Below are 21,014 nucleotides of genomic sequence, written 5' to 3' on the forward strand. Positions count from 1 at the left end.
AGAATGGCGGCGCCGACAGCGATCTTGGTGGTCTTGCTAACACTCTTCATTACAGACGTATATCCTTTGTTTTTTTGGTTTGAAGGCGGGCTGAGGCCTCATGGGGGCAGTTGACAGCCCACTCTCGCCAGAAAAGGCTGGCCGGAGCCACCGTCAAGGGCGACGCCAGCGTCAAGGGTGCTGCCGGCGAGGCACGCGCCAACGCCAACATCCACGCCGCAGTTCCGGCGACCCCGGCGACACCTGCCGTCCCCGGCGCCAAGGGCGTTCCGGCAACCCCCGCTATTCCGGCAACCCCGGCTGTTCCGGCCCAGCCGTCCGTTCCGGCCCAGCCGTCCGTCGAGCTGCCCCAGCACGACAAGTAAATTCCGGCTGTTTGGCCTGGACCCGGCATGGGTCTGAAAGCAAGGAGGGAGCCCTCACTTTGGAGGGCTCCGGGGTGCGGCCGCTAGACTTGCGGGGGCCGCACCCCAGCAGTAACGGAAGGACAGCCTCTTGGCACAGCAGCTAAGCGATGACGAATTGTCAGCCGCCTTAGCTGGTGACCCTTCAGGTTTCAGCGCGGTGTACACGGTTATTTCCCCGGCCGTGCTGGGCTACTTCCGGGCCCGGGGCGTGGACGACGCCGAGGCCCTGACCCAGGATGTGTTCGTGGACGTCCTGCCAAAGCTGGCCAGCGTCAGCGGCGGCCACGCAGGTCTAAGGACCTTCATTTTCTCCGTCGCCCACGCGCGGCTGGTCGACTACAGGCGGCGGGCAGAACGCACTCCGCATTTGGCCGAATACGATCCCCTGAACGACGCCCGGTACTCGGCATCCGCCGAGGACGAAGTGCTCGGATCCCTGGGCGGTATCTCGGACACTCTCGCGAGGCTCAATGAGGAGCAGCGCGAAGTTCTGGTCCTGCGGATCGTCGCGGACCTTTCCATCGAACAGGTGGCCGGCATCATGGACAAGACGCCGGGTGCCATCAAGCAGCTTCAGCGCCGCGGGCTCAGTGCCCTGCGCGAACTCGTAACCGAAAAGGACCACGCAGCATCATGACCGGCACCCGCGACCCCCAGCAGGATGGCACCATCCAGGCGATGCTGGGCGACTCCGGCCTCGAATCCGCGGCCGAGCTTCGGAGCGCGCTGGAACAGCTCCGCGCCGTGGTCCCGGATGCGGCTCCCGCGCCCCGCGCCGACCTCGCGGCCCTGCTCGCGGCAGGGACAGCCGGAGCAGCCGGTCTTGCCGCCGCCCCTGACACAGCCACGACGACGGCGCTGCCCACCGTCGCGTCCGCGAAGAATGACGCCGACGAATCGCTGCCGGCCGGGGTCACCAGCTTGGCCGAGCGCCGCCGCCGGAAGCGCCGGCTGGCAATCGTCGGTGGCGCCGTCGTGGGTGCCATGACCCTTGGCGCCGGCGCCGTGGCGGCATCCAGCGAGGACTTCCGGCACAGCGTCAGCCACACCGTCGGGGTCATCTTCCAGACTCCGGGCCACGGTACACCGGTCCCCGAGCATGTCCAGCCGTCGCCGTCCACCATCCCCGCCCTTCCCGCGCCCGCCGCCACGCCGGGTCACGGCACGTCCGGAACACCGGGTGCTGACCAGTCCGGAGCATCGACACCCACCATCTCCAGCGCCCCGGGCGCCCCGGCGGCCGGACACGCGCCCCCTGCCACACCGCCCGCCGTCGGCCGCGACGGCATCCTGCCGACCCCCGGGCAGCGGCCCGGGGCGCCGGGGCTGCCCGGATCACCCGATCTTCCGGGCGGCGGCGGAAACGCAGGCAAGGATCTGCCGCGCGTTCCGGGCCACATCACGCCAACCCTGCCGGGCGTCGTTCCGACCAAGGCCCCCGGCCAGCCATAAGCCGCCCTTGAATTCCTTTGTTAACCCGGTTGCGCTATCACTTAGGGCGGTTCTGAGCGCTCAGAACGACCCAAAGTGATAGCGCAACGGGTTGGTTGGCGGCTGGAGTTAGGCCAGGACCTGCCGCTTGGAAGAGATGACGCCAGTGTCGAACCCGGCCAGGTGCAGGCCGCCGTGGAACCGGGCATGCTCAATCTTCACGCAGCGGTCCATCACGACGTCGAGTCCGGCGGCCTCGGCCTCCTTGGCAACGTCCTCGTGCCAGGAGCCCAGTTGCAGCCAGAGGGTCTTGGCGCCGGCGGCGATGGCCTCGTCCAGGACGCCGGGCAAGTCGCCGTGCTTGCGGAACACGTCCACAATGTCCGGGCTTTCCGGCAGGTCCGCGAGCGACGCATACGTCGGCTGACCCAGGATTTCCTTCACCACAGGGTTCACGAAATAGACCTTGTACCGGGTGGAGGACTGCAGATAGGTGGCCACGAAATAGCTCGCGCGCGAGGGCTTGTCGGATGCTCCCACAATCGCGATCGACTTCGCCTGCCGCAGCAGGTTCAGGCGCTCCGGCGCCGAGGGGCCGGTCCAGGTCCGTTCTTCAACACTCATCAGTTCGCTCCGATCGTGCAGGCTTCAGCCTCTGCGGATGCATCCGGGGCTGCTGCTTCCGAGGCGGCGTCCAGCGCCTGGTCCAGGTCCCAGAGGATGTCATCGATGTCCTCGAGGCCCACGGAGATGCGGACAAGGTCCTCGGGGACACCTGCCGACTCGAGCTGTTCGGGGCTCAGTTGCTGGTGGGTGGTGGACCCGGGGTGGATGACCAGGGTCCGGGAGTCGCCCACATTGGCCAGGTGTGAGGCCAGCTGCAGGGACTCGATGAACTTCTGCCCCGCGGTCCGGCCGCCCTTGACGCCGAAGGAGAACACCGAGCCCGGACCCAGCGGCAGGTACTTCTGCGCCCGCTCGAAGTGCGGGTGCGAGGGCAGTCCGGAGAAGTTCACGTAGGCCACGCGCTCGTCCGCTTCCAGCCATTCGGCCACGGCCTGGGCGTTCTTCAGGTGCTCGTCGAGGCGCTGGGGGAGCGTTTCCACGCCCTGCAGCAGCTGGAACGCCGACTGCGGGGACAGCGCCGGTCCGATGTCGCGCAACTGTTCGCAGCGCAGCTTAGTGAGGAACCCGTACTCGCCGAAGTTCCCCCACCAGGAGACGTTGCCGTAGGAGGCCACGGGCTCGGTCATGGTCGGGAAGTTGCCGTTGCCCCAGTCGAAGCGGCCGCTTTCGACGATCACGCCGCCGAGGGTGGTGCCGTGGCCGCCGAGGAACTTGGTGGCGGAGTGGATCACGATGTCCGCCCCGTGCTCGATCGGCCGCACGAGGTAGGGCGTGCTCAGGGTGGCGTCGACGACGAGCGGGACGCCGGCGTCGTGCGCCACCTTCGCGAGGGCCGCAAGGTCCTGGACCTCCGAGGACGGGTTGGCCACCACCTCCACGAAGATCGCCTTGGTGTTCCCGCGCACCGCGGCAGCGTAGTCCGCCGGATCGGTGCCGGCGACGAATGTGGTGTCCACGCCGAAGCGGCGCAGTGTGACGTCCAGCTGGGTCACCGTGCCGCCGTAGAGCTGGGAGGCGGCCACGATGTGGTCCCCGGCCTGGGTCAGCGCGGCAAAGGTGATGAACTCCGCCGCCATCCCCGACGACGTCGCCACGGCGCCGATTCCGCCCTCCAGGGACGCGATGCGCTCCTCGAACGCGGCCACGGTGGGGTTGCCGATCCGGGAATAGATGTTGCCGTATTTCTGCAGCGCGAAGAGGTTCGCGGCGTCCTGGGTGTCCTTGAACACGAAGGAGGTGGTCTGGTAGATCGGCACGGCGCGGGCGCCGTGCTCGGCGTCGGGGGTGCCGCCGGCGTGCAGCGCACGGGTGCGGAAACCGAACTTGCGGTCGGCCATTAGGCAGCCACCTCAACGTTTGCCACCGGGGTCCGGGACAGGTCCAGTTCGGTGCCGTTCTTCCGGGCCAGATCCGCCTCGAGTTCGCGGACGATCGGCAGGATGTCCTGGCCGAACGCGGCGACTTCCTCCTGGAAGTGCAGGTAGCCGGTCAGGAACAGGTTCACGCCGATCTTCTTGTACGCCACGATCCGCTCGGCGATCTGCTCCGGGGTGCCGATCAGCTGCGTCTTGAAGCCGTCGTTGTACTGGACCAGGTCCTCGAAGCTCGAGTCGGCCCACATGCCCTTGCCGTCCTTGGTGGACGCCCCGGCTTCCTGGACGGCGGCGCGGAACCCCTCCACGGCGGGCTTGTGCGCCTTCTCGACGATCTCGCGGAGGGTGTCGCGGGCTTCCTTCTCGGATTCCCGGGCGATCACGAAGCCGTTCAGGCCAAACTTGGGGGAGGGGAGGGCACCTTCCGGGCCGCGACCGGCGGCACCTGACGCCGCCACCACACCGGCGATGTTCTCCTTGAACCCGTCGAGGTCCTTGCCGTTGGAGAAGTACCAGTCAGCCACCCGTCCGGCGGTGGCCTGCGCGGCCGTGGAGTTGCCGCCGAAGAAGATCTCCGGGTGCGCCCGGTCCGGCACGTCCACCGGTGCCGGGTTCAGGGTGAAGTCGGTGATGTTGTAGTACTTGCCGGACTGGCTGTAGTCCTGCTCGGTCCAGAGCCCGCGGAGGACCTTGATGAATTCCTCGGTGCGGACGTAGCGCTCGTCGTGTTCGAGCCATTCGAGGCCGAAGTTGGTGAATTCGTCCTTGAGCCAGCCGGAGACGATGTTCACGGCGGCGCGGCCGTTGGAGATGTGGTCCGCGGTGATGATGTACTTCGCCAGCACGCCGGGGTGCCACATGCCCGGATGGACGGCGGAGATCACCTTGAGGCGCTCGGTGGCGGCCAGCAGCGCCAGGCTGAACGAGGTGGCCTCGTGCTGCTTGTCCGCGCCGTAGGAGGCGGCGTACCGGGTCTGGGTCAGGGCGTATTCGAAACCGGAGTTCTCCGCGATCCTGGCCAGCTTCTTGTTGTATTCGAAGTCCCAGCCGGTGCGCTGTTCGATGGTGGACACCACCAGGCCGCCGGAGACGTTGGGGACCCAGTAGGCGAACTTGAGCGGTTCGGACAGACGGGCGACGTTGCTGATCTCAGTCATGGGTGTTCCTTTACTTCCGGGTGGGGCTTGCTGTTGCCAGGAATTCCGCGGCGCGGTCGCGCAGCACATCCTGGATGCCCGCGATGGATGGTTCGTTCTGCAGCGAGGTGGTGTCGCCGAGCGTTGTGCCTTCGAACAGCTGGGTCAGCAGCCGGCGCATGATCTTGCCGCTGCGGGTTTTCGGCACGTCGGGAACGACGACGACGTCCCGCGGCTTGGCGATCGGCCCGATCTGCTTCGCGACGTGCGCCTTCAGCACACCCTGGATGTCGGGGGTGGCCGCCGAATCCTTCAGCACCACGAACGCGACGATCGCGTGGCCGGTCTTCGGGTCCGCGACCGGGCAGACGCCGGCCTCCACCACGTCCGGGTGGGTGACGAGCGCCGATTCGACCTCGATGGTGGAGAGCAGGTGTCCGGAGACGTTGAGGGTGTCGTCCACCCGCCCGAGGATCCAGATGTCGCCGTCGTCGTCATACTTGGCGCCGTCACCGGCGAGGAACCAGCCCTGCTCGGCGTATTGGCGCCAGTACGAATCGAAGTAGCGGCGCGGGTTGCCCCAGACCGTCCGGGCGATCGCCGGGCCGGGGGAGTCCACCACGATGAAACCCTGGACGCCGGGCGGCACCGTATTGCCGGCGTCGTCCACGATGCGCGTGCTGACGCCGGGCAGCGGGCGGGCCGCGCAGCCGGGCTTGAACGCGGCGTCCGTCGGTGCCGGGGAGAGGATGGTGGCGCCGGTTTCGGACTGCCACCACGTGTCCACCACGGGGGCGGTGCCGGCGCCGATATTGGTCCGGAACCAGCGCCAGGCCTCGGGGTTGATGGCCTCGCCCACCGTGCCGAGGAGACGGATGGAGGAGAGGTCGTACGTGTCCGGGACGCCGTCCGGGAACCAGCCCATGAGGGAGCGGACCAGGGTGGGCGCGGTGTAATACTGCGTGACCCCGTACCGTTCGATGATCTCAAAGTGCCGGCCCGGGTGCGGGGTGTTGGGCGTGCCCTCGAAGATGACCTGCGTGGCGCCGTTGGAGAGCGGGCCGTAGAGCTCGTAGGTGTGCGCGGTGACCCAGGCGAGGTCGGCCGTGCACCAGTGCACGTCCTTCTCCCGCAGCGCAGGGTCGGGGTTGCTGAACAGGTGCTCGAAGCTCCATGACGCCTGTGTGAGGTACCCGCCGGAGGTGTGGACCAGGCCCTTGGGCTTGCCGGTGGTGCCGGAGGTGTACATGATGAACAGCGGCGTCTCGGCGTCGAACGCCTCGGCTTCGTGAGTCTCGGAGGCCCGCCCGACGGCGTCGTGCCACCACACGTCGCGGCCGGCGGTCATCGGGACGGTGTCCAGCTCGTCCGCGGGAGTGGTCCGGTTGACCACCAGGACGTGTTCGATGGCGTTGTCGCCGGCGACGGCGGCGTCCGCGTTGTCCTTGACCGGCACGGCGGTGCCGCGGCGGAACTGGCCGTCGGTGGTGACCAGGAGCTTGGCGCCGGTGTCCTCCACCCGGAACTTCAGGGCCTCGGCGGAGAACCCGCCGAAGACCAAGGAATGGATCGCGCCGATCCGGGCCACTGCGAGGGTGATGATCACGGTTTCGGGGATGACGGGGAGGTAGATGACCACCCGGTCGCCCTTGGTGATACCGAGATCCAGGAGGGCATTGGCGGCTTTGGAAACCTCGCGCTGGAGTTCGGCGTAGGTGACGGCGCGGCGGTCGCCGGGCTCGCCCTCAAAGTGCAGGGCCACCTTGTCTCCACGCCCCGCCGCTACGTGGCGGTCGACGCAGTTGTAGGCGACATTGAGCCTGCCCCCTTCGAACCAGGTGATCTGCGGTCCGGTGCCGGCCACGACGTCGGCAGGGACCCGGCGGTGCGCGGTGTGCCAGGGCTTGGTTTGCTCCGTTGCGCCGCCAGGCAGGTCCGCCCAGTCGAGGCGGAGAGCCTGGGTTTCCCAGAACGCAACCGTCTCTGCCTGGACAGTACCCGCGGTCGCGGCGGCGCCGTGCCGGGGAGGGTGGTCTCCGGAGGTGGTGCTGCGGTGACGCGCCGGCCCGTCGGCGGGGACGCCGTGCACTGCGCCGTCCGTGGGCTCGTTCAGGGACCATCCCGAAGAGCCGCGAGAGGAGCCGGGCGCGTCACGCAGCCCTGCTTCGTTCGCCGTCGCGTCCGAAGTGGTTTGTGGGAATGCCTCGGACGCAGTCCGGGCAAAGGTGGGCAGAGCGGAAGAATTCTCAGGGGTCATTGCTGCACTCCATCGGTCCTGGCAGTAGCACCCCTTGGTTGCTCCGGCGCCCTCGAATATCACCGAAGGAGGGCGGAGCGGTTGCGTGGGAATGGTCGTCTCACGTCACCGGGGGGTTGCTGCGGCGTCATCGATCCAGGTCTCTCGGCCGCTCGGGATGGTCACTACCTACTAGAACTTCAGATGCACGATTCCGCAAAATCGGCGTGCGGGAGCGCCGTAATATTCGTTCACCCGGCATGCGTCCGGCCCAAATCATTCATTTATTCGGCAATTGTCCGGAAAGGTCGCAGGAGTATGGTTGATGCATGGCCCATGTTAACGATCCGGCAGTCATTGACCGCCTCATGCGAACCAAAGGCACGTGGGCGGTGGTCGGCCTCACCACCAACGAATGGCGCTCGGCGTATGAGGTCTCCCTCTATGTCCGGGACCGGATGGGCATGGAAATCATCCCGGTCAACCTGCCCGGCGACGACGTCCACGGCGAGAAGGGGTACCGTTCCCTGACTGACATCCCGGCGGAGAAGCACCCGATCGACGTCGTGGACTGCTTCGTCAACTCCCACAGGGTGGGCGCAGTCATAGACGAGGCCATCGCGGTAGGTGCCAAGGCCGTCTGGCTGCAGCTGGGCGTCTTCGATGACGCCGCGACGGACCGCGCGAAGGCCGCCGGGCTGGACGTCGTCGTGAACGCGTGCCCCGCCCGCGAAGGCTGGCGCGTGGGCATCTGACGGCCCGGGAATGACGATCAACAGATCGGGAAGAGTCGGTTACAAAATGTGACCGGCTTTTTCCGTATCCGGCCTCATGCCGTGTGAGATGGACTCGTAACCATCCCGAGCGGCTGAGAGATCTGGCTCCGTGACGCCGCAGCAACCCCCTCCTTTGAGGACGGTGCTACCGCCAGGACCGATGGAGAACCACTGTGTTCTGAGGCTCCCCGGCTTCGCTCAGCGCTGCCCGGAAGCCAGGACCCAGGGCTTTCCTCGGGCGAGCCCGGAGGAAATCATGAACACGCAGACAGCGGCAGCGCCGCGGCCCCGAGCAGGTGGGGGCCTGTGATCGAGATCCAGAACGTCAGCACGTCATTCGCCTCGGCCGCGGGACCTTTCACGGCCGTCGATGACGTCAGCCTGCACATCAGGCGGGGCACCATCCAGGGCATCATCGGGTTCTCCGGCGCCGGCAAATCCACGCTGCTGCGCAACATCAACCTCCTCGAGCGCCCGACGTCGGGCCGCGTCCTGGTGGACGGCGTGGACCTGGTGACCCTGTCCGACGCCGAGCTGCGGACCAAGCGGCACGACATCGGCATGATTTTCCAGCACTTCAATCTCCTCAACAACCTCACAGCCCAGGAAAATGTGGAGCTGTCCCTGAAGTTCGCCGGCGTGGGGAAGGCGGAACGCCGGCGGCGGGCCGCCGAAACCCTGGAAATCGTGGACCTCGCCGACAAAGCGGGAACGTATCCGGCCAAACTCTCCGGGGGCCAGAAACAGCGGGTGGCGATCGCCCGCGCCCTCGCCACCGGGCCCAAAGTGCTGCTCTGCGACGAGCCGACGTCGGCCGTGGATCCCCGGACGACGTCATCGGTCCTGCAGTACCTGGCCGACGTCAACGCCGAATTCGGCATCACAATCGTGGTGGTCACCCACGAGATGAATGTCATCAAGGCCATCGCGGACAACGTCGCGGTCATGGAAGAAGGCCGGGTCGTGGAGCAGTTCGACCTCGCCGAACTCCAACGCCCCGGCTTCCACCCGGCGACGTCGATCGGCCGCTACCTGGTCTCCGATGAGATCCAGCTGGACCGCTCCGGGAGGGGCGCCCACACCACAGCCGCGTCGGAGGGCCTGATCAATGTTTGACCGCATCCTGGAAGTCCTGCCCGAAATCGGCGTCGCCATGGGGCAGACCCTCACCATGCTGCTGGTGGCCATCCCGCTGGCGGTGCTGCTCGGGACACCGCTGGGTGTCCTGCTCTACACCATCGGTCCCAACGGGCTCAAGCACAGGCCAAAGCTGCACCGGGTCCTGGACGGGCTGGTCAACCTGCTCCGCTCGTTCCCGTTCCTGATCCTGCTGATCGCAATCATTCCCGTGACTAGGTTCATTGTCGGCACGACCATCGGCACGGCCGCCGTCATTGTCCCGCTGACCCTCAACGCCATTCCGTATTTCGCCCGCTTCGTGGAACAGAACCTGAGCCAGCTCGGCGGCGGAGTGGTCGAAGCGGCACGGTCCATGGGCGCCAGCCGGTCCCAGATCGTCCGGGACGTCCTGATTGTGGAGGCGAAGCCCGGACTCGTCAGCTCCATCACCATCATGACCGTCAGCTTCATCTCCTACTCGGCGATGGCCGGCCTGGTGGGCGGCGGCGGAATCGGCGACTTCGCCATCCGGTACGGCTATTACCGCTACGAGACACCGCTCATGATCACCGCCATAGTCCTGATGATCCTGCTGGTCACCATCGTTCAGCTGGGCGGATCCTATGTTGCCCGGCGCCTGGACAAGCGCCTCTGAGCGCCGGCAGCACCATCGTCCCACCTCCCACAGCGGAAAGCACCCCATGACTTCAACACCCAGTACCCGTTTCGACGGACCCCGCCCCCGCCTGCTGATCAGCGCCTTCGTGATGAACACGTCCAGCCACATCATGGGCGGCCAGTGGCGGCGCCCGGAAGCCCAGCAGCACCGGTTCAACGAACTCCAGCTCTGGATCGACCTGGCCCGCCAGCTCGAAGACGCCAAGTTTGACGCGATCTTCTTCGCCGACGTCGTCGGTCTCTACGGCGACTACGACGGCGGGTGGGCATCGCTGCTGAAAAAGGGCCTGCAGGTGCCGTCCAACGACCCCCTTATCCTGCTCTCCGCGCTCGCGACCGGAACGCGGGAGATCGGACTGGCCGCGACGTCGTCGGTGATTCAGAGCCACCCGTTCCAGTTCGCCCGGCAGATGTCCACCCTGGATCACATCAGCGACGGCCGGGTGGCCTGGAACATCGTCACCAGCGTGCTGGAAAACGCGCACCGGAACTTCAACGCCACCGAGCTGACCAGGCATGACGAACGCTACGACTGGGCGGACGAATACGTCGAGGCCGCCTACAAATTGTGGGAAGGATCCTGGGAGGACGACGCGCTGCTCCGGGACAAGGCGACCGGAGTCCACGCGGACCCGGAGAAAGTCAGCAAGATCTACCACCGCGGACCCCGGTACTCGATCGACGGACCCCACCTCGCGGCCCCTTCGCCGCAACGCACCCCGGTGCTTTTCCAGGCCGGGAGCTCCGGCCGCGGCCAGCAGTTCTGCGCCGCCAACGCCGAGGCCACCTTCACCCTCGCGCCGAGCACCGAGGTGGCCGCGAAGTACACCGCGGCAGTCCGGGAACAGGCCGTTGCCGCCGGCCGCCATCCGGATGACGTGAAGTTCCTCCAGGGCATGCACTTCGTGGTGGGCGGCACCGAAGCCGAGGCGCACCGCAAGGCCGATGAGCTCGAGGACAGCCTGGACATTGAGGCCCTGCTGGCCCACGTGGGCGGCGGGTTCGGCGTCGACCTCGGCGGCCTGCCGCTGGACACCCCGCTCGGGGACCTTGAAACGGAAGGCAGCCAGGGACATCTCACGGCCATCCGCGCCTCCGTCCGCGGCGGCAACCCCACCCTCCGCGACATTGCGCTCTACCGCAGCCGGGCCAACCGGGTGGTGGGAACGCCGGACCAGATTGCCGACCGTCTCGAGCAGTGGCAGGACGCCGGAATCGACGGCATCAACATCATCAACCAGACCATCCCCGGCTCCTACACGGACTTCATCGACGGGGTGCTGCCGGAACTGCGCAGCCGCGGCCTCGCCCAGACCGGCTACGCGCCGGGAACCCTGCGCGAGAAGCTCTTCGGCGCCGGGCCGCGGCTCAACGGACGCCACCCCGCCGCGGCCTTCCGGGGAGCCTTCACCGAATTCTCCGCGGCGGCCGAAAACCAGCCCGCCAGCGTTACCGCCCAGTCATAGCTCAGCGCGAACCACCACAAAGGACCAAGACCATGCAGCGTAGAAATTTCCTCAAATATGCCCTCGCCGGCGCCGGTGCGGTCTCCGCCGCGGCACTGACCGGCTGCGGCCTCACCAACCCCGGCGGTGCCGGCGCCAGCGGCGGCAAGACGATCAAGATTATCGTCACCGAGTCCGCCCCGTACCAGGAACCGACCAAGCTGGCCCAGAAGCTGCTCGCGGCCCAGGGCTGGACCCTGGAGCCCACGTACGTCACGGACATCATCCAGCCCAACCTGGCCGTGGCCAACGGCGAATTCGACGCCAACTTCTTCCAGCACAACGCCTACCTGAAACAGTTCAACCAGGACAAGGGCCTGGAGAACGTGGGACTGTTCTACGTCTACAGCGCCCCGGGCGGCATCTGGTCTGACAAGTACAAGTCCCTGAACGAGCTCCCGGACGGCGCCAAGATCGGCATTCCCGTGGACCCGGCGAACAACGGCCGTGCCCTGTTCATGCTGCGCGACGCCGGGCTGCTGGAGCTCTCCGACGCCACCGTGATCCACACCTCGCAAAAGAACATCACGGCCAACCCGAAGAAGCTGCAGTTCGTGGAAGTGGACCAGCAGTCGCTCGCCAAGACCCTTCCCGATGTCGATGCAGGCTTCCTGGTCGCCCGGATGGCCGCCGATGCCGGGCACAGCAAGGACGACGCACTGGCCTTCGAAACGGATGCGGATCAGGTCCCGTTCCGGATCGTGGTTGCCGGGCGGAAGGATTTTGCCGGGTCGGAGAAGGCCGCGGCCCTCAAGGCCGCCTTCCAGTCCCCGGAGGTCAAGGCCTGGTTTGCCAGCTACCAGAAGGGCATCCTGCCCACCCCCTGGGACCAGGACCCCGCCGCCGACGCCGCCAAGCTCTAGCCCGGCCACCAGCAACCAAGGGAACGCATGTCCTACGCAGCAGAGACCACAGCCCCCGCAGCACACTCAGCACCACCAGCACCGTCGGCCGAAGCCGCCTACGAGAGGTTGGCGCGGCGTTTCCGGCCCGTCTTTGCCCGGATCGCGGAGGGCGCGCTGGCCCGCGAACAGGACCGGGTCCTGCCCTTCGAACAGGTCCGCTGGCTGAACGAGGAAGGCTTCGGCCGGCTGCGGGTGCCCACGGAACACGGCGGCGACGGCATCGGCTTCGAGCCCTTCTTCCGGCTGCTCATCGAACTCGCCGAGGCGGATTCCTCCGTGGCCCACCTCTACCGCTCGCACTTCGCGTTCGTGGAAACCGTCGGCCTGGAATCCGAGGGCTTCCGGAACCGCTGGTACCCGAAAGTGGTGGCCGGCGAGATCTTTGGAAACGCCGCCACGGAGAAATCCGGCAATGTCCTCGGCACCACCGGAACCAAGCTGACGCGCCACGGCGGGGACTGGCTCCTGAACGGCAGGAAGTACTACACCACCGGCACCATCTTCGCCGAGTGGATTGCCGTCATGGCCAGCACCGAGGGCGTGGAGGGCCGCCAGTACGCTGTGGTCAGCACCACCCAGCCCGGAGTGGAAATCCTCGACGACTGGGACGGGTTCGGCCAGCAGCTGACCGGCACCGGCACCACGATTTTCCGGGACGCCGTGGTGCCGGACACCAACATCATCCGGCGTTCGGAATCCACCACGCACGAGCCGGCCTTCTTCCAGCTGGTCCTGCTCGCCGTCCTGGCGGGCATCGGCCGGGCGGCGCTGGCCGACGCGCGGGCGCTGGTCCGCGACCGCAAGCGCACCTTCAACACCGGCTCCGGCGAACTGTTCCGCCACGACCCGCTGATCCTGCAGCTCGTCGGCCAGCTCTCGGCCAAGGTCTTCGCGGCGCAATCCGTGGTGCTGGCCGCCGCCCGGGAGCTCGACGCCGGCGCGGACCAGAACATGGACCTCACCCCGGAACAACGCTACGTCCGCGGCGAGATCGCGGTGGAAAAGGCGCAGCTGCTGGTGCCCGAACTCGTCCAGTCCGCGGCCCAGCAGCTCTTCGACGCCACCGGGGCATCCGCCACGTCGAAGTCGAAATCGCTGGACCGGCACTGGCGCAACGCCCGGACCGTTTCCACCCACAACCCCGCCGTGTTCAAGGCCCGCACCGTGGGCGACTACGAAGTCAACGGCACCACTCCCGAAGGGCTGCACAGCATCGGCGACGCCCGCACCGCCGCGCAGGCAGGGTGAGGCAGGCCGCAGCCGGATAGCCCGCGCGGCCGGGCAGGCCGCAGCCGGATAGGCTCGTGCCATGGACGTTGCCACCCTCCGCGAGATCTGCCTGAGCTTCCCCGGTGCGTTTGAGGACTTTCCTTTCGGCCCGGAGACATCGGTTTTCAAGGTGCGGGCACGGATAGCCGGCGGCACGAGGCAGGACGCCAAGATGTTCGCGGCGTCGGCCATGGACCCGGCCGACTGGTCCGTCAGCCTCAAATGCGAGCCGGCCCTGGCCGAACAGCTGCGGGCCATCCATCCGGAAATCACCGGCGCCTGGCATATGAACAAAACGCACTGGAACGGGGTCCGGCTGGACGGATCGTTGCCGGACGACATGATCCGGGACATGGTGGAGGATTCGTACGACCTGGTGGTCGCCTCGTTCAGCCGGAAGCAGCGGGAACAGCTGGGCTGGGCGGGACTCGCCAGGGGCGAGGACGCATGAGCGGTGATCCCGGTGCCGGCGCGCGGGACGGGCTGAACTATCCGCGCATTGGCTCCACTGAGCACGGCCAGGCGCCGGCGGGCTTTCCCTGCCTGGTGTCCCGGGCATACCTCGGCGACGGCCCGGCTTTGTACCGGAGGGTGGCGCAGGGGATACTGACCTGGCAGCTGCAGAAACGCTCCGGGCTGCGCGTCCACACCGACTCCGACGCCGTCGCGCCTGGCGCGCGCGTGGTGAGCGGATTCGGCGTCGGACCCTTCCGGATCAACGCGCCCTGCGAGGTGGTGTGGGTACGCCGGCCCGTGCCCGGCGACGGGCCGCAACGAGCCGGGTTCGGGTACGGCACACTGCCCGGTCATCCCGTGCGGGGCGAGGAGGCCTTCGAAGTGGAGATCGACGCCGCCGGGCGGGTGTTCCTGAAAATCACGGCCTTCAGCCGGCCGTCCAACTGGTTCTACGCGACCGGCCGCGCCCTCACGGGACGGGCACAACGGCATGTCACTTCCCGCTACATTGGGAGTGCACACGAACTGGCCGCAGGTGAAAGCTGATCAGGAGCCGAAGGATGCTGGAACAGAAAACCCTTGACCAATTGTGGAACTTCGACGACCCCGCCGGGTCCGAAGCCCGGTTCCGGGCGGCGGCCGCAGATGAACGCTACGACGCCGACGAACGTGCCGAGCTCACTACGCAGCTGGGACGGGCCATCGGGCTACAGGGCCGCTACGAGGAAGCCGACGCCTTGCTGGATGCGGTCGATGCCGACGAGCCCACCGTGGCCGTCAGGGTGCTGCTGGAACGCGGCCGGGTGCTCAATTCCAGCGGCCACCCCGAGATGGCCGTGCCGCTGTTTGAACAGGCGGCCGAACTGGCTGACTACCTGGTCGAGGAATTCCTGGCCGTTGACGCGCTGCACATGCTCGCCATCGCCGACTCCGCCCACGCCGAGACCTGGACCAGAAGCGCGCTGGAGTACGCCTCCACGGTCCACGATGAGCGGACCAAACGGTGGGTGGTTTCGCTGCACAACAACCTCGGCTGGACGCTGCATGACGCCGGCCGGTGCACCGAGGCGATGGTGGAGTTCCAGCTCGCCGAACAGTGGGCCGACCGGATCGGCACGCCGCGGCAGCAGGAACTGGCCCGCGAGGCCATCAAGGCCTGTTGACGCGCCAACTGCCATGTGACCCGGCATTGTCATGCTGGAAGAATGGAACCTCCGGAAAACCAACGAAAGGCTTCAGCCCATGATCTTCATCGTCGTCAAATTCAAGGTCAAGCCGGACTGGTCGGAGCGCTGGCTGGGACTCGTGAACGATTTCACCCAGGCCACCCGCCAGGAGCCAGGCAACCTGTGGTTCGACTGGTCCCGCAGTGTGGAGGACCCCAACGAATTCGTCCTGGTTGAGGCCTTCAAGGATGACGCCGCCGGGGCCCACGTGAACAGCGCCCACTTCAAGCAGGCCATGGCGGACATGCCTCAGGCCCTGGCCGAGACGCCCCGGATCATCAGCCGGCAGCTCGACGGCGACGGCTGGGACCGGATGGGCGAGCTCACCATCTAACCCCGTCTCACCCCGTCGATTGCTCCGTAACGGCCCTTTTGAGGCCTCAAAACGGCCGCTACGGAGCAATCGACGGCAGGGTTCCCTGGCCGAGCTTGCGAGGCGAGGGGGCCGGTGGCGAGCAATGGATAGGCTTATGGCATGTGGATCGGCTGGATTGAGTTCGACATCCTTCTGGGCGACGTTCACAGCCTGAAGGAGAAGCGCTCTGTGGTGCGCCCGCTCCTGGCGGAGCTGAAGCGCCGCTTTGATGTCTCCGTGGCCGAGGTCGGCGATCATGAGCAGCACCGGCGCACGCAGTTGGGCGCCGGCCTGGTGGCAGCAGACCGGGCACACGTCGTGGAGGTGCTGACCGGCGTCGAACGCTTCGTGGCGGCCCGGCCCGAACTCGAACTCCTCAGCGCACGGCAACGGGAGCTCCGCAGCGACGACTGACCCCGCGGATTGCTCCGCCAACCCCCGTCGATTGCTCCGTAGTCGCCCTTTTGAGGCTCCATAACGGCACTTATGGAGCAGTCGATGGGCGTTGTGGATAACTTCTGCAGCGTCGACGCCGAACTGGTCTGATGAAGCCATGAAGACCGCGCGTCCGCTGCCGGACGATTTCCAGCGACGACCCTTTACCGTCGTCGAAGCGGCAGCGGCTGGTGTGTCACTAAAAAGGCTCCGCCACCAGTCCCTGGCCGCGCTGGGCCGGGGAATCCGTGTGCAAAGCCCGACGCCGGGGCTTCCCTTGTGCGTGCGAGTGCGGCCTTTCATTGAGGTCAATGAGCGATGCGCCGCGTCGCACCTCACCGCGGCGGAGCTTGGTTCGCTTCCGGTGCGGCAGCAGAAGGAGGCACCACCGATGTACCACGTGATCAGGCCCGAGGGCGCGGCCCATCTCAACCGGCCACACGTCATCGTCCACCGCATGAAGCTCTACGACGACGAAATCACGCTGCTGGACGGGATCCCCATCACCACCCCGGAGCGGACATGGCTGGATCTAGCCGAAATGTTGACCGTAGACCAACTCGTTGTGGCCGGCGACAGCTGCGTTCGGATGCCCAGACCTGAGCTCGAGGGCAGGGAGGCGCCGCTCTGCAGCCTTCAGGACTTGCAGCGGATGATCGACCGCCACAAGGGAAAACGCGGAATCCGCAAGGCGAAGGAAGCCATCGCCCTCATTCGCGTGGGCTCCGATTCGCCGCAGGAGTCGTTGCTGAGGCTGGCCATAGTCCGGGCCGGCCTTCCGGAACCAGAGCTGAACGTTCCGATCATCGACGATGCAGGAACCCGGCACCACGAACCCGACCTGTCCTATCGGAAATACAGAATCGGCGTCGAGTACGAGGGCGAACTCCACGGTGAGGAGGGCCAGATCGTCCGGGACATCGCCCGTTCGGAGAAGTACACGGCCCTCGGTTGGACCGAGGTCCGGATCTCCAAGCGGCATATGCACGATGATGCCAAGGCCGCGGTGGCCAAGGTCCGTGCCGCACTCCTGCAGGCGGGCTGGCGGCCCGGCCGTTAACGAACGATTGCTCCGCAACTGCAGTTTTGAGGGTTCAAAAGGGCAGCTGCGGAGCAATCGATGGAACTAGGGTGGCGGTGGGTGGGCCCACGCCGCCAGGGTTCCCTGGCCGAGCTTGCGAGGCTAGGGTGGCGGTGGGGACTAGCCGAAGTACTTCGGCAGGGTCGCCTCGTGGGCTTCGCGGAGCGCGTCGAGGCTCATGGTCTCGACGCCGTTGATCTCCAGCGTGCCGCCCTCGGCGTCCACCACACCGATCCGGACGTGCGCGAAGCCGCGGGCGGTGCACATGTCCGTGAAGCGGATTTCCTCCGAGCGGGGCACAGCGACGACGGCGCGGCCCTGGGTTTCGGAGAACAGCGCCGTGAACAGGTCCACGCCGTCGCGGTCCAGGACGTCCTGCAGGGCGATCCGGGCGCCCACGCCGTAGCGCAGGGACGACTCCACGAGGGCCGCGGCGAGGCCGCCTTCGGAGAGGTCGTGGGCGGAATCCACCATGCCGTCGCGGGAGGCGTTGATCAGGATCTGGCCCAGTTCGCGCTCGGCGTCGAGGTCAACCTTCGGCGGCAGGCCGCCCAGGTGTCCGCGCATGTTCGACCATTCCGAACCGTCCAGCTCTGCCGCCGTCGTGCCCAGCAGGTAGATGGCCTGGCCGTCTTCCTTCCAGCCCGACGGCGTGCGGCGGGCGACGTCGTCGAACTTGCCCAGCACAGCCACCACGGGGGAGGGGTGGATGGGGGTGGTCCCGGTCTGGTTGTACAGCGAGACGTTGCCGCCGGTGACCGGGATGCCGAGGACCATGCAGGCGTCGGACAGGCCGCGGATGGCTTCGGCCAGCTGCCACATGACGTCGGGGTCCTCGGGGGAGCCGAAGTTCAGGCAGTCGCTGACGGCCATCGGCACGGCGCCTGAGGTGGCGACGTTGCGGTAGGCCTCGGCCAGGGCCAGCTGAGCGCCGTGGTACGGGTCCAGGTAGGTGTAGCGGCCGTTGGCGTCGGTGGCCAGGGCCACGCCCAGGCCGGTTTCCTCGTCCACCCGGACCACGCCGGCGTCGTCCGGGAACGCCATGGCGGTGTTGCCGCCGACGTAGCGGTCGTACTGCTTGGTGATCCAGGACTTGTCGCACATGTTCGGGGAGGCGACGAGTTCGGTGATGGCGGCGGCCAGGTCCGCCGGGGCGGAGGGACGGCCAGCGTCCTGCACGGACCCGGTGAAGGAGTCGGCCTGGACGGCGTCCTGCCATTCGGGGCGGGCATAGGGTCGGTCGTAGACCGGGCCGTCGTGGGCCACGGTGCGCGGGTCGACGTCGACAATGACCTCGCCTTCCCACGTGATGATGAGGCGGCCGGTGTCGGTCACCTCGCCCAGCCAGGAGTACTCCACCGCCCACTTGTCCATGACCGCTTCAAACGCGGCGATGTTCTCGGGGGTAACCACGGCCATCATGCGTTCCTGCGACTCGGACATCAGGATTTCGCCCGGGGTCAGGGTGGGGTCGCGGAGCAGGACGGAGGTCAGCTCGACTTCCATGCCGCCGTCGCCGTTGGAGGCGAGCTCGGAGGTGGCGCAGGAAATGCCGGCGGCGCCGAGGTCCTGGATGCCCTCCACCAGGGATCCCTTGAACAGCTCCAGGCAGCACTCGATCAGGACCTTCTCGGCGAACGGGTCGCCCACCTGGACCGCGGGGCGCTTGGACGGCTTGGTGTCATCGAAGGACTCCGAGGCCAGCACGGAGGCGCCGCCGATGCCGTCGCCGCCGGTGCGGGCACCGAACAGCACCACCTTGTTGCCCTTGCCGGAGGCGTTGGCGAGGCGGATGTCCTCGTGGCGCATCACGCCGACGGCCAGCGCGTTCACCAGCGGGTTGCCCTGGTACACGGAGTCGAAGACCATTTCGCCGCCGATGTTGGGCAGGCCCAGCGAGTTGCCGTAGCCGCCGATCCCCGCCACGGCGCCGTGCATGACGCGGGCGGTGTCCGGGTGGTCAATGGCGCCGAAGCGCAGCGGATCCATCACCGCTACCGGGCGGGCGCCCATGGAGATGATGTCGCGGACAATGCCGCCGATGCCGGTTGCGGCGCCCTGGTAGGGCTCCACGAACGACGGCGAGTTGTGGGACTCGATCTTGAACGTCACGGCCCAGCCGTCGCCCAGGTTGGTGACACCGGCGTTTTCGCCGATGCCCACGAGCATGTCCTTCTTCATTTCCTCGGTCACCTTGTCGCCGAACTGGCGCAGGTGGTTCTTCGAGGACTTGTAGGAGCAGTGTTCGCTCCACATCACCGAGTACATGGCGAGTTCCGCGCCGGTGGGGCGGCGGCCCAGGACTTTGACGACCTCGTCGAACTCGTTCTGCTTCAGGCCCAGTTCGGCCCAGGGGAGTTCGGTGTCCGGGGTCTTGGCCGCGTTCTCGACGGTGTCGATGTTGAACTTCCGGGCGGTCTCCGCGGGTGCCGCCACTGCGGGTGTCTCCGTCATTTGTTGTCTCCCACGATCTTGTTCAGGACAGAGGTGAAGAACCCGAGGCCCTCGGTGCCGGAGCCGAGCTCGGGACCGAAGCCGGCCTCCACGGCGTGCTCAGGGTGCGGCATGAGGCCCACCACGTTGCCCGCGGCGTTGGAAATGCCGGCGATGTCGCGGCGGGAGCCGTTCGGGTTGAAGCCGACGTAGCGGAACACAACGCGGCCTTCGGCCTCGAGCGCGTCCAGGGTCTTCTCGTCGGCGATGTACTGGCCGTCCTGGTTCTTCAGCGGCACGGTGATTTCCTGGCCGGCGGCATAGTCCCCGGTCCAGGCGGTGGTGTTGTTCTCCACGCGCAGGACCTGGTCGCGGCACATGAACTTCAGGTGGTCGTTCTTGATCATGGAGCCGGGCAGCAGGTGCGACTCGGTCAGGATCTGGAAGCCGTTGCAGATGCCCAGCACGGGCAGCTTGGCCTCGGAATTGGCGGCGTCGATGATCTTGGACATCAGCGGCGCGAAACGGGCGATCGCGCCGGCGCGGAGGTAATCGCCGTACGAGAACCCGCCGGGAATCACGACGGCGTCAACGTCACCCAGGGTGGTGCCGGCGTGCCAGAGCTCCACCGGGGTGGCGCCGGCCAGACGGACCGCACGGGCGGCGTCGCGGTCGTCGAGGGTGCCGGGGAAGGTGACGACGCCGATCTTCGCACCAGCGAGCCTGGGGTTGGCGGCGACGGCGACGGCCTCGCCGATCAGGGGGAGTTCAGTCATTTCAGGCCTCAACGACCTCGACGTTGACGACGTCCTCGATGACCGGGTTGGACAGCAGGGTCTCCGCGGCGTCGCGGGCCTGGGCCAGGATCTCCTCGGTCACCTCGCCGTCGACCGTGAGTTCAAAGCGCTTGCCCTGGCGGACAGAGCTGAAAGCGGTGAAGCCCAGCCGGGGCAGAGCACCGACGATGGCCTTCCCCTGCGGGTCCAGAATCTCGGGCTTGGGCATGACGTCGACAACGATCCGGGGCATCCGGCAACTCCTGTGCGTGAGCGTTGGGTAAGGGCGCAGCGGAGTGGTGCCGTCTCACGCCGATCCGCTGTGTGTTGGACTGCCTGGTGAATGCAGCGTGAAAGGGCGCTCCGCGAGCTTGCATGCCCATTCTACCGGCCACCGCGCGTCCGGCCGTATTCGCAGCCGGGAGTGTGAACGCGGCCTCCCCGGCGGGTCCTTGAGCTGGAGAAATGGTGTCGCGGGGGCGGCTGCGCCCTATGGTCGGGGCTGCCGCGGGTCAGTAGGATGTGCGCATGGCTGAGAAACCGAAATCCGTGGTGTTGTCTGTTGTGGCCGTCGCAGTGTTCGCCGGGCTGGGCCGGATGGTCCTGCAGAAGATCAAGGCCGACCGCGCGGCGAAGGCGACCAAGGTGGCCGGGCCCCTGGATGAGAAGACCCGCGCATGGATCAGCGACGTGGTCCGGACTCCGCGAAAGTAGGCCGCCAGTAAGCCAGTGTTGGGCCCGCGGTGGGCCCGCGGACCATGACGGGCCGGGTCCCCCCGCGCTGAGGTAC

The 21,014-nt window shown here is 67.2% G+C and carries 23 protein-coding genes and 1 riboswitch; of the genes, 16 read left to right on the top strand and 7 right to left on the bottom strand.

The genetic code is table 11. The features are described from left to right. Window positions 1-110: 110 nt before the first annotated feature. The 3 genes from AC1D0A_RS13390 to AC1D0A_RS13400 all read left to right on the top strand — a co-directional run bounded on the left by AC1D0A_RS13390 (window position 111) and on the right by AC1D0A_RS13400 (window position 1,859). Window positions 111-365, top strand: coding sequence for a hypothetical protein (locus AC1D0A_RS13390; protein WP_476946015.1), 255 nt, complete (start codon window positions 111-113; stop codon window positions 363-365). 130 nt (window positions 366-495) lie between these two features. Next, window positions 496-1,044 carry an RNA polymerase sigma factor gene (locus tag AC1D0A_RS13395; protein WP_476946016.1) on the top strand — a complete coding sequence of 183 codons (549 nt, stop codon included), beginning with the start codon at window positions 496-498 and terminating at the stop codon, window positions 1,042-1,044. After that, on the top strand, window positions 1,041-1,859 hold the full coding sequence (locus tag AC1D0A_RS13400) for a hypothetical protein (protein WP_476946017.1): 819 nt from the start codon (window positions 1,041-1,043) through the stop codon (window positions 1,857-1,859). Before AC1D0A_RS13395 ends, AC1D0A_RS13400 begins: the two co-directional genes overlap by 4 nt. 108 nt (window positions 1,860-1,967) lie before the next feature. Here AC1D0A_RS13400 and AC1D0A_RS13405 read toward each other — a convergent pair whose 3' ends face one another. From AC1D0A_RS13405 to acs, 4 genes are read right to left on the bottom strand one after another with little or no spacing between them, the layout of a single operon-like run. Further along, complete coding sequence (locus tag AC1D0A_RS13405; protein WP_018776128.1) at window positions 1,968-2,462, bottom strand: CoA-binding protein; 495 nt, start codon at window positions 2,460-2,462, stop codon at window positions 1,968-1,970. Next, window positions 2,462-3,802: an O-acetylhomoserine aminocarboxypropyltransferase/cysteine synthase family protein gene (locus AC1D0A_RS13410; RefSeq protein WP_476946018.1), complete on the bottom strand. Its 1,341-nt coding sequence runs from the start codon at window positions 3,800-3,802 to the stop codon at window positions 2,462-2,464. Before AC1D0A_RS13410 ends, AC1D0A_RS13405 begins: the two co-directional genes overlap by 1 nt. Then, entirely contained in the window at window positions 3,802-4,995 is a 1,194-nt protein-coding gene (sfnG, locus tag AC1D0A_RS13415) for a dimethylsulfone monooxygenase SfnG (protein ID WP_476946019.1), read from the bottom strand. The genes AC1D0A_RS13410 and sfnG overlap by 1 nt, the downstream gene beginning before the upstream one ends. Before the next feature lie 10 nt (window positions 4,996-5,005). Further along, a complete protein-coding gene (acs, locus tag AC1D0A_RS13420; protein WP_476943341.1) occupies window positions 5,006-7,231 on the bottom strand; it encodes an acetate--CoA ligase in 2,226 nt (741 codons plus the stop codon). Between the two features lie 308 nt (window positions 7,232-7,539). On the opposite strand from acs, the gene AC1D0A_RS13425 reads away from it, so the two are divergent. From AC1D0A_RS13425 to AC1D0A_RS13480, 12 genes are all read left to right on the top strand, one after another. Next, complete coding sequence (locus tag AC1D0A_RS13425) at window positions 7,540-7,965, top strand: CoA-binding protein (protein WP_028277991.1); 426 nt, start codon at window positions 7,540-7,542, stop codon at window positions 7,963-7,965. A gap of 97 nt (window positions 7,966-8,062) precedes the next feature. Next, window positions 8,063-8,153, top strand: a riboswitch (SAM riboswitch). A 139-nt stretch (window positions 8,154-8,292) separates the two neighbouring features. Further along, window positions 8,293-9,102: a methionine ABC transporter ATP-binding protein gene (locus AC1D0A_RS13430; RefSeq protein WP_308197249.1), complete on the top strand. Its 810-nt coding sequence runs from the start codon at window positions 8,293-8,295 to the stop codon at window positions 9,100-9,102. After that, window positions 9,095-9,760: a methionine ABC transporter permease gene (locus AC1D0A_RS13435; protein WP_018776122.1), complete on the top strand. Its 666-nt coding sequence runs from the start codon at window positions 9,095-9,097 to the stop codon at window positions 9,758-9,760. The genes AC1D0A_RS13430 and AC1D0A_RS13435 overlap by 8 nt, the downstream gene beginning before the upstream one ends. A gap of 46 nt (window positions 9,761-9,806) precedes the next feature. Beyond that, window positions 9,807-11,249 (top strand): LLM class flavin-dependent oxidoreductase, encoded by a 1,443-nt coding sequence (locus tag AC1D0A_RS13440; protein ID WP_476946020.1) that lies wholly within the window; start codon window positions 9,807-9,809, stop codon window positions 11,247-11,249. Between the two features lie 32 nt (window positions 11,250-11,281). Beyond that, a complete protein-coding gene (locus AC1D0A_RS13445; RefSeq protein ID WP_223914529.1) occupies window positions 11,282-12,151 on the top strand; it encodes a MetQ/NlpA family ABC transporter substrate-binding protein in 870 nt (289 codons plus the stop codon). Between the two features lie 27 nt (window positions 12,152-12,178). Continuing rightward, on the top strand, window positions 12,179-13,441 hold the full coding sequence (locus AC1D0A_RS13450) for an acyl-CoA dehydrogenase family protein (protein WP_476946021.1): 1,263 nt from the start codon (window positions 12,179-12,181) through the stop codon (window positions 13,439-13,441). 61 nt (window positions 13,442-13,502) lie between these two features. Next, on the top strand, window positions 13,503-13,913 hold the full coding sequence (locus AC1D0A_RS13455) for an MmcQ/YjbR family DNA-binding protein (protein ID WP_243181448.1): 411 nt from the start codon (window positions 13,503-13,505) through the stop codon (window positions 13,911-13,913). Then, window positions 13,910-14,464 (top strand): DUF1990 family protein, encoded by a 555-nt coding sequence (locus AC1D0A_RS13460; RefSeq protein ID WP_476946022.1) that lies wholly within the window; start codon window positions 13,910-13,912, stop codon window positions 14,462-14,464. Before AC1D0A_RS13455 ends, AC1D0A_RS13460 begins: the two co-directional genes overlap by 4 nt. Window positions 14,465-14,478: 14 nt before the next feature. Then, window positions 14,479-15,081: a tetratricopeptide repeat protein gene (locus AC1D0A_RS13465; protein ID WP_243181450.1), complete on the top strand. Its 603-nt coding sequence runs from the start codon at window positions 14,479-14,481 to the stop codon at window positions 15,079-15,081. 79 nt (window positions 15,082-15,160) lie between these two features. Further along, window positions 15,161-15,478: a putative quinol monooxygenase gene (locus tag AC1D0A_RS13470; protein WP_079555298.1), complete on the top strand. Its 318-nt coding sequence runs from the start codon at window positions 15,161-15,163 to the stop codon at window positions 15,476-15,478. Between the two features lie 141 nt (window positions 15,479-15,619). Continuing rightward, window positions 15,620-15,913 (top strand): DUF503 domain-containing protein, encoded by a 294-nt coding sequence (locus tag AC1D0A_RS13475; protein WP_028277999.1) that lies wholly within the window; start codon window positions 15,620-15,622, stop codon window positions 15,911-15,913. Between the two features lie 139 nt (window positions 15,914-16,052). Continuing rightward, window positions 16,053-16,994 carry a hypothetical protein gene (locus AC1D0A_RS13480; protein WP_476944387.1) on the top strand — a complete coding sequence of 314 codons (942 nt, stop codon included), beginning with the start codon at window positions 16,053-16,055 and terminating at the stop codon, window positions 16,992-16,994. Between the two features lie 141 nt (window positions 16,995-17,135). On the opposite strand, the gene purL is transcribed toward AC1D0A_RS13480, so the two are convergent. From purL to purS, 3 genes are read right to left on the bottom strand one after another with little or no spacing between them, the layout of a single operon-like run. Further along, the gene (purL, locus tag AC1D0A_RS13485) at window positions 17,136-19,469 is read right to left on the bottom strand and encodes a phosphoribosylformylglycinamidine synthase subunit PurL (RefSeq protein ID WP_243181452.1); all 2,334 of its coding nucleotides are present in this window, start codon (window positions 19,467-19,469) and stop codon (window positions 17,136-17,138) included. Then, the gene (gene purQ, locus AC1D0A_RS13490; protein ID WP_026539321.1) at window positions 19,466-20,224 is read right to left on the bottom strand and encodes a phosphoribosylformylglycinamidine synthase subunit PurQ; all 759 of its coding nucleotides are present in this window, start codon (window positions 20,222-20,224) and stop codon (window positions 19,466-19,468) included. The genes purL and purQ overlap by 4 nt, the downstream gene beginning before the upstream one ends. A gap of 1 nt (window position 20,225) precedes the next feature. After that, entirely contained in the window at window positions 20,226-20,477 is a 252-nt protein-coding gene (gene purS, locus AC1D0A_RS13495; RefSeq protein ID WP_018776110.1) for a phosphoribosylformylglycinamidine synthase subunit PurS, read from the bottom strand. A 275-nt stretch (window positions 20,478-20,752) separates the two neighbouring features. Here purS and AC1D0A_RS13500 point away from each other — a divergent pair, with 275 nt between their 5' ends. Then, window positions 20,753-20,938 (top strand): hypothetical protein, encoded by a 186-nt coding sequence (locus AC1D0A_RS13500; protein ID WP_028278002.1) that lies wholly within the window; start codon window positions 20,753-20,755, stop codon window positions 20,936-20,938. Window positions 20,939-21,014: the final 76 nt, after the last annotated feature.

The organism is Arthrobacter sp. P1_D4 (assembly GCF_056406115.1).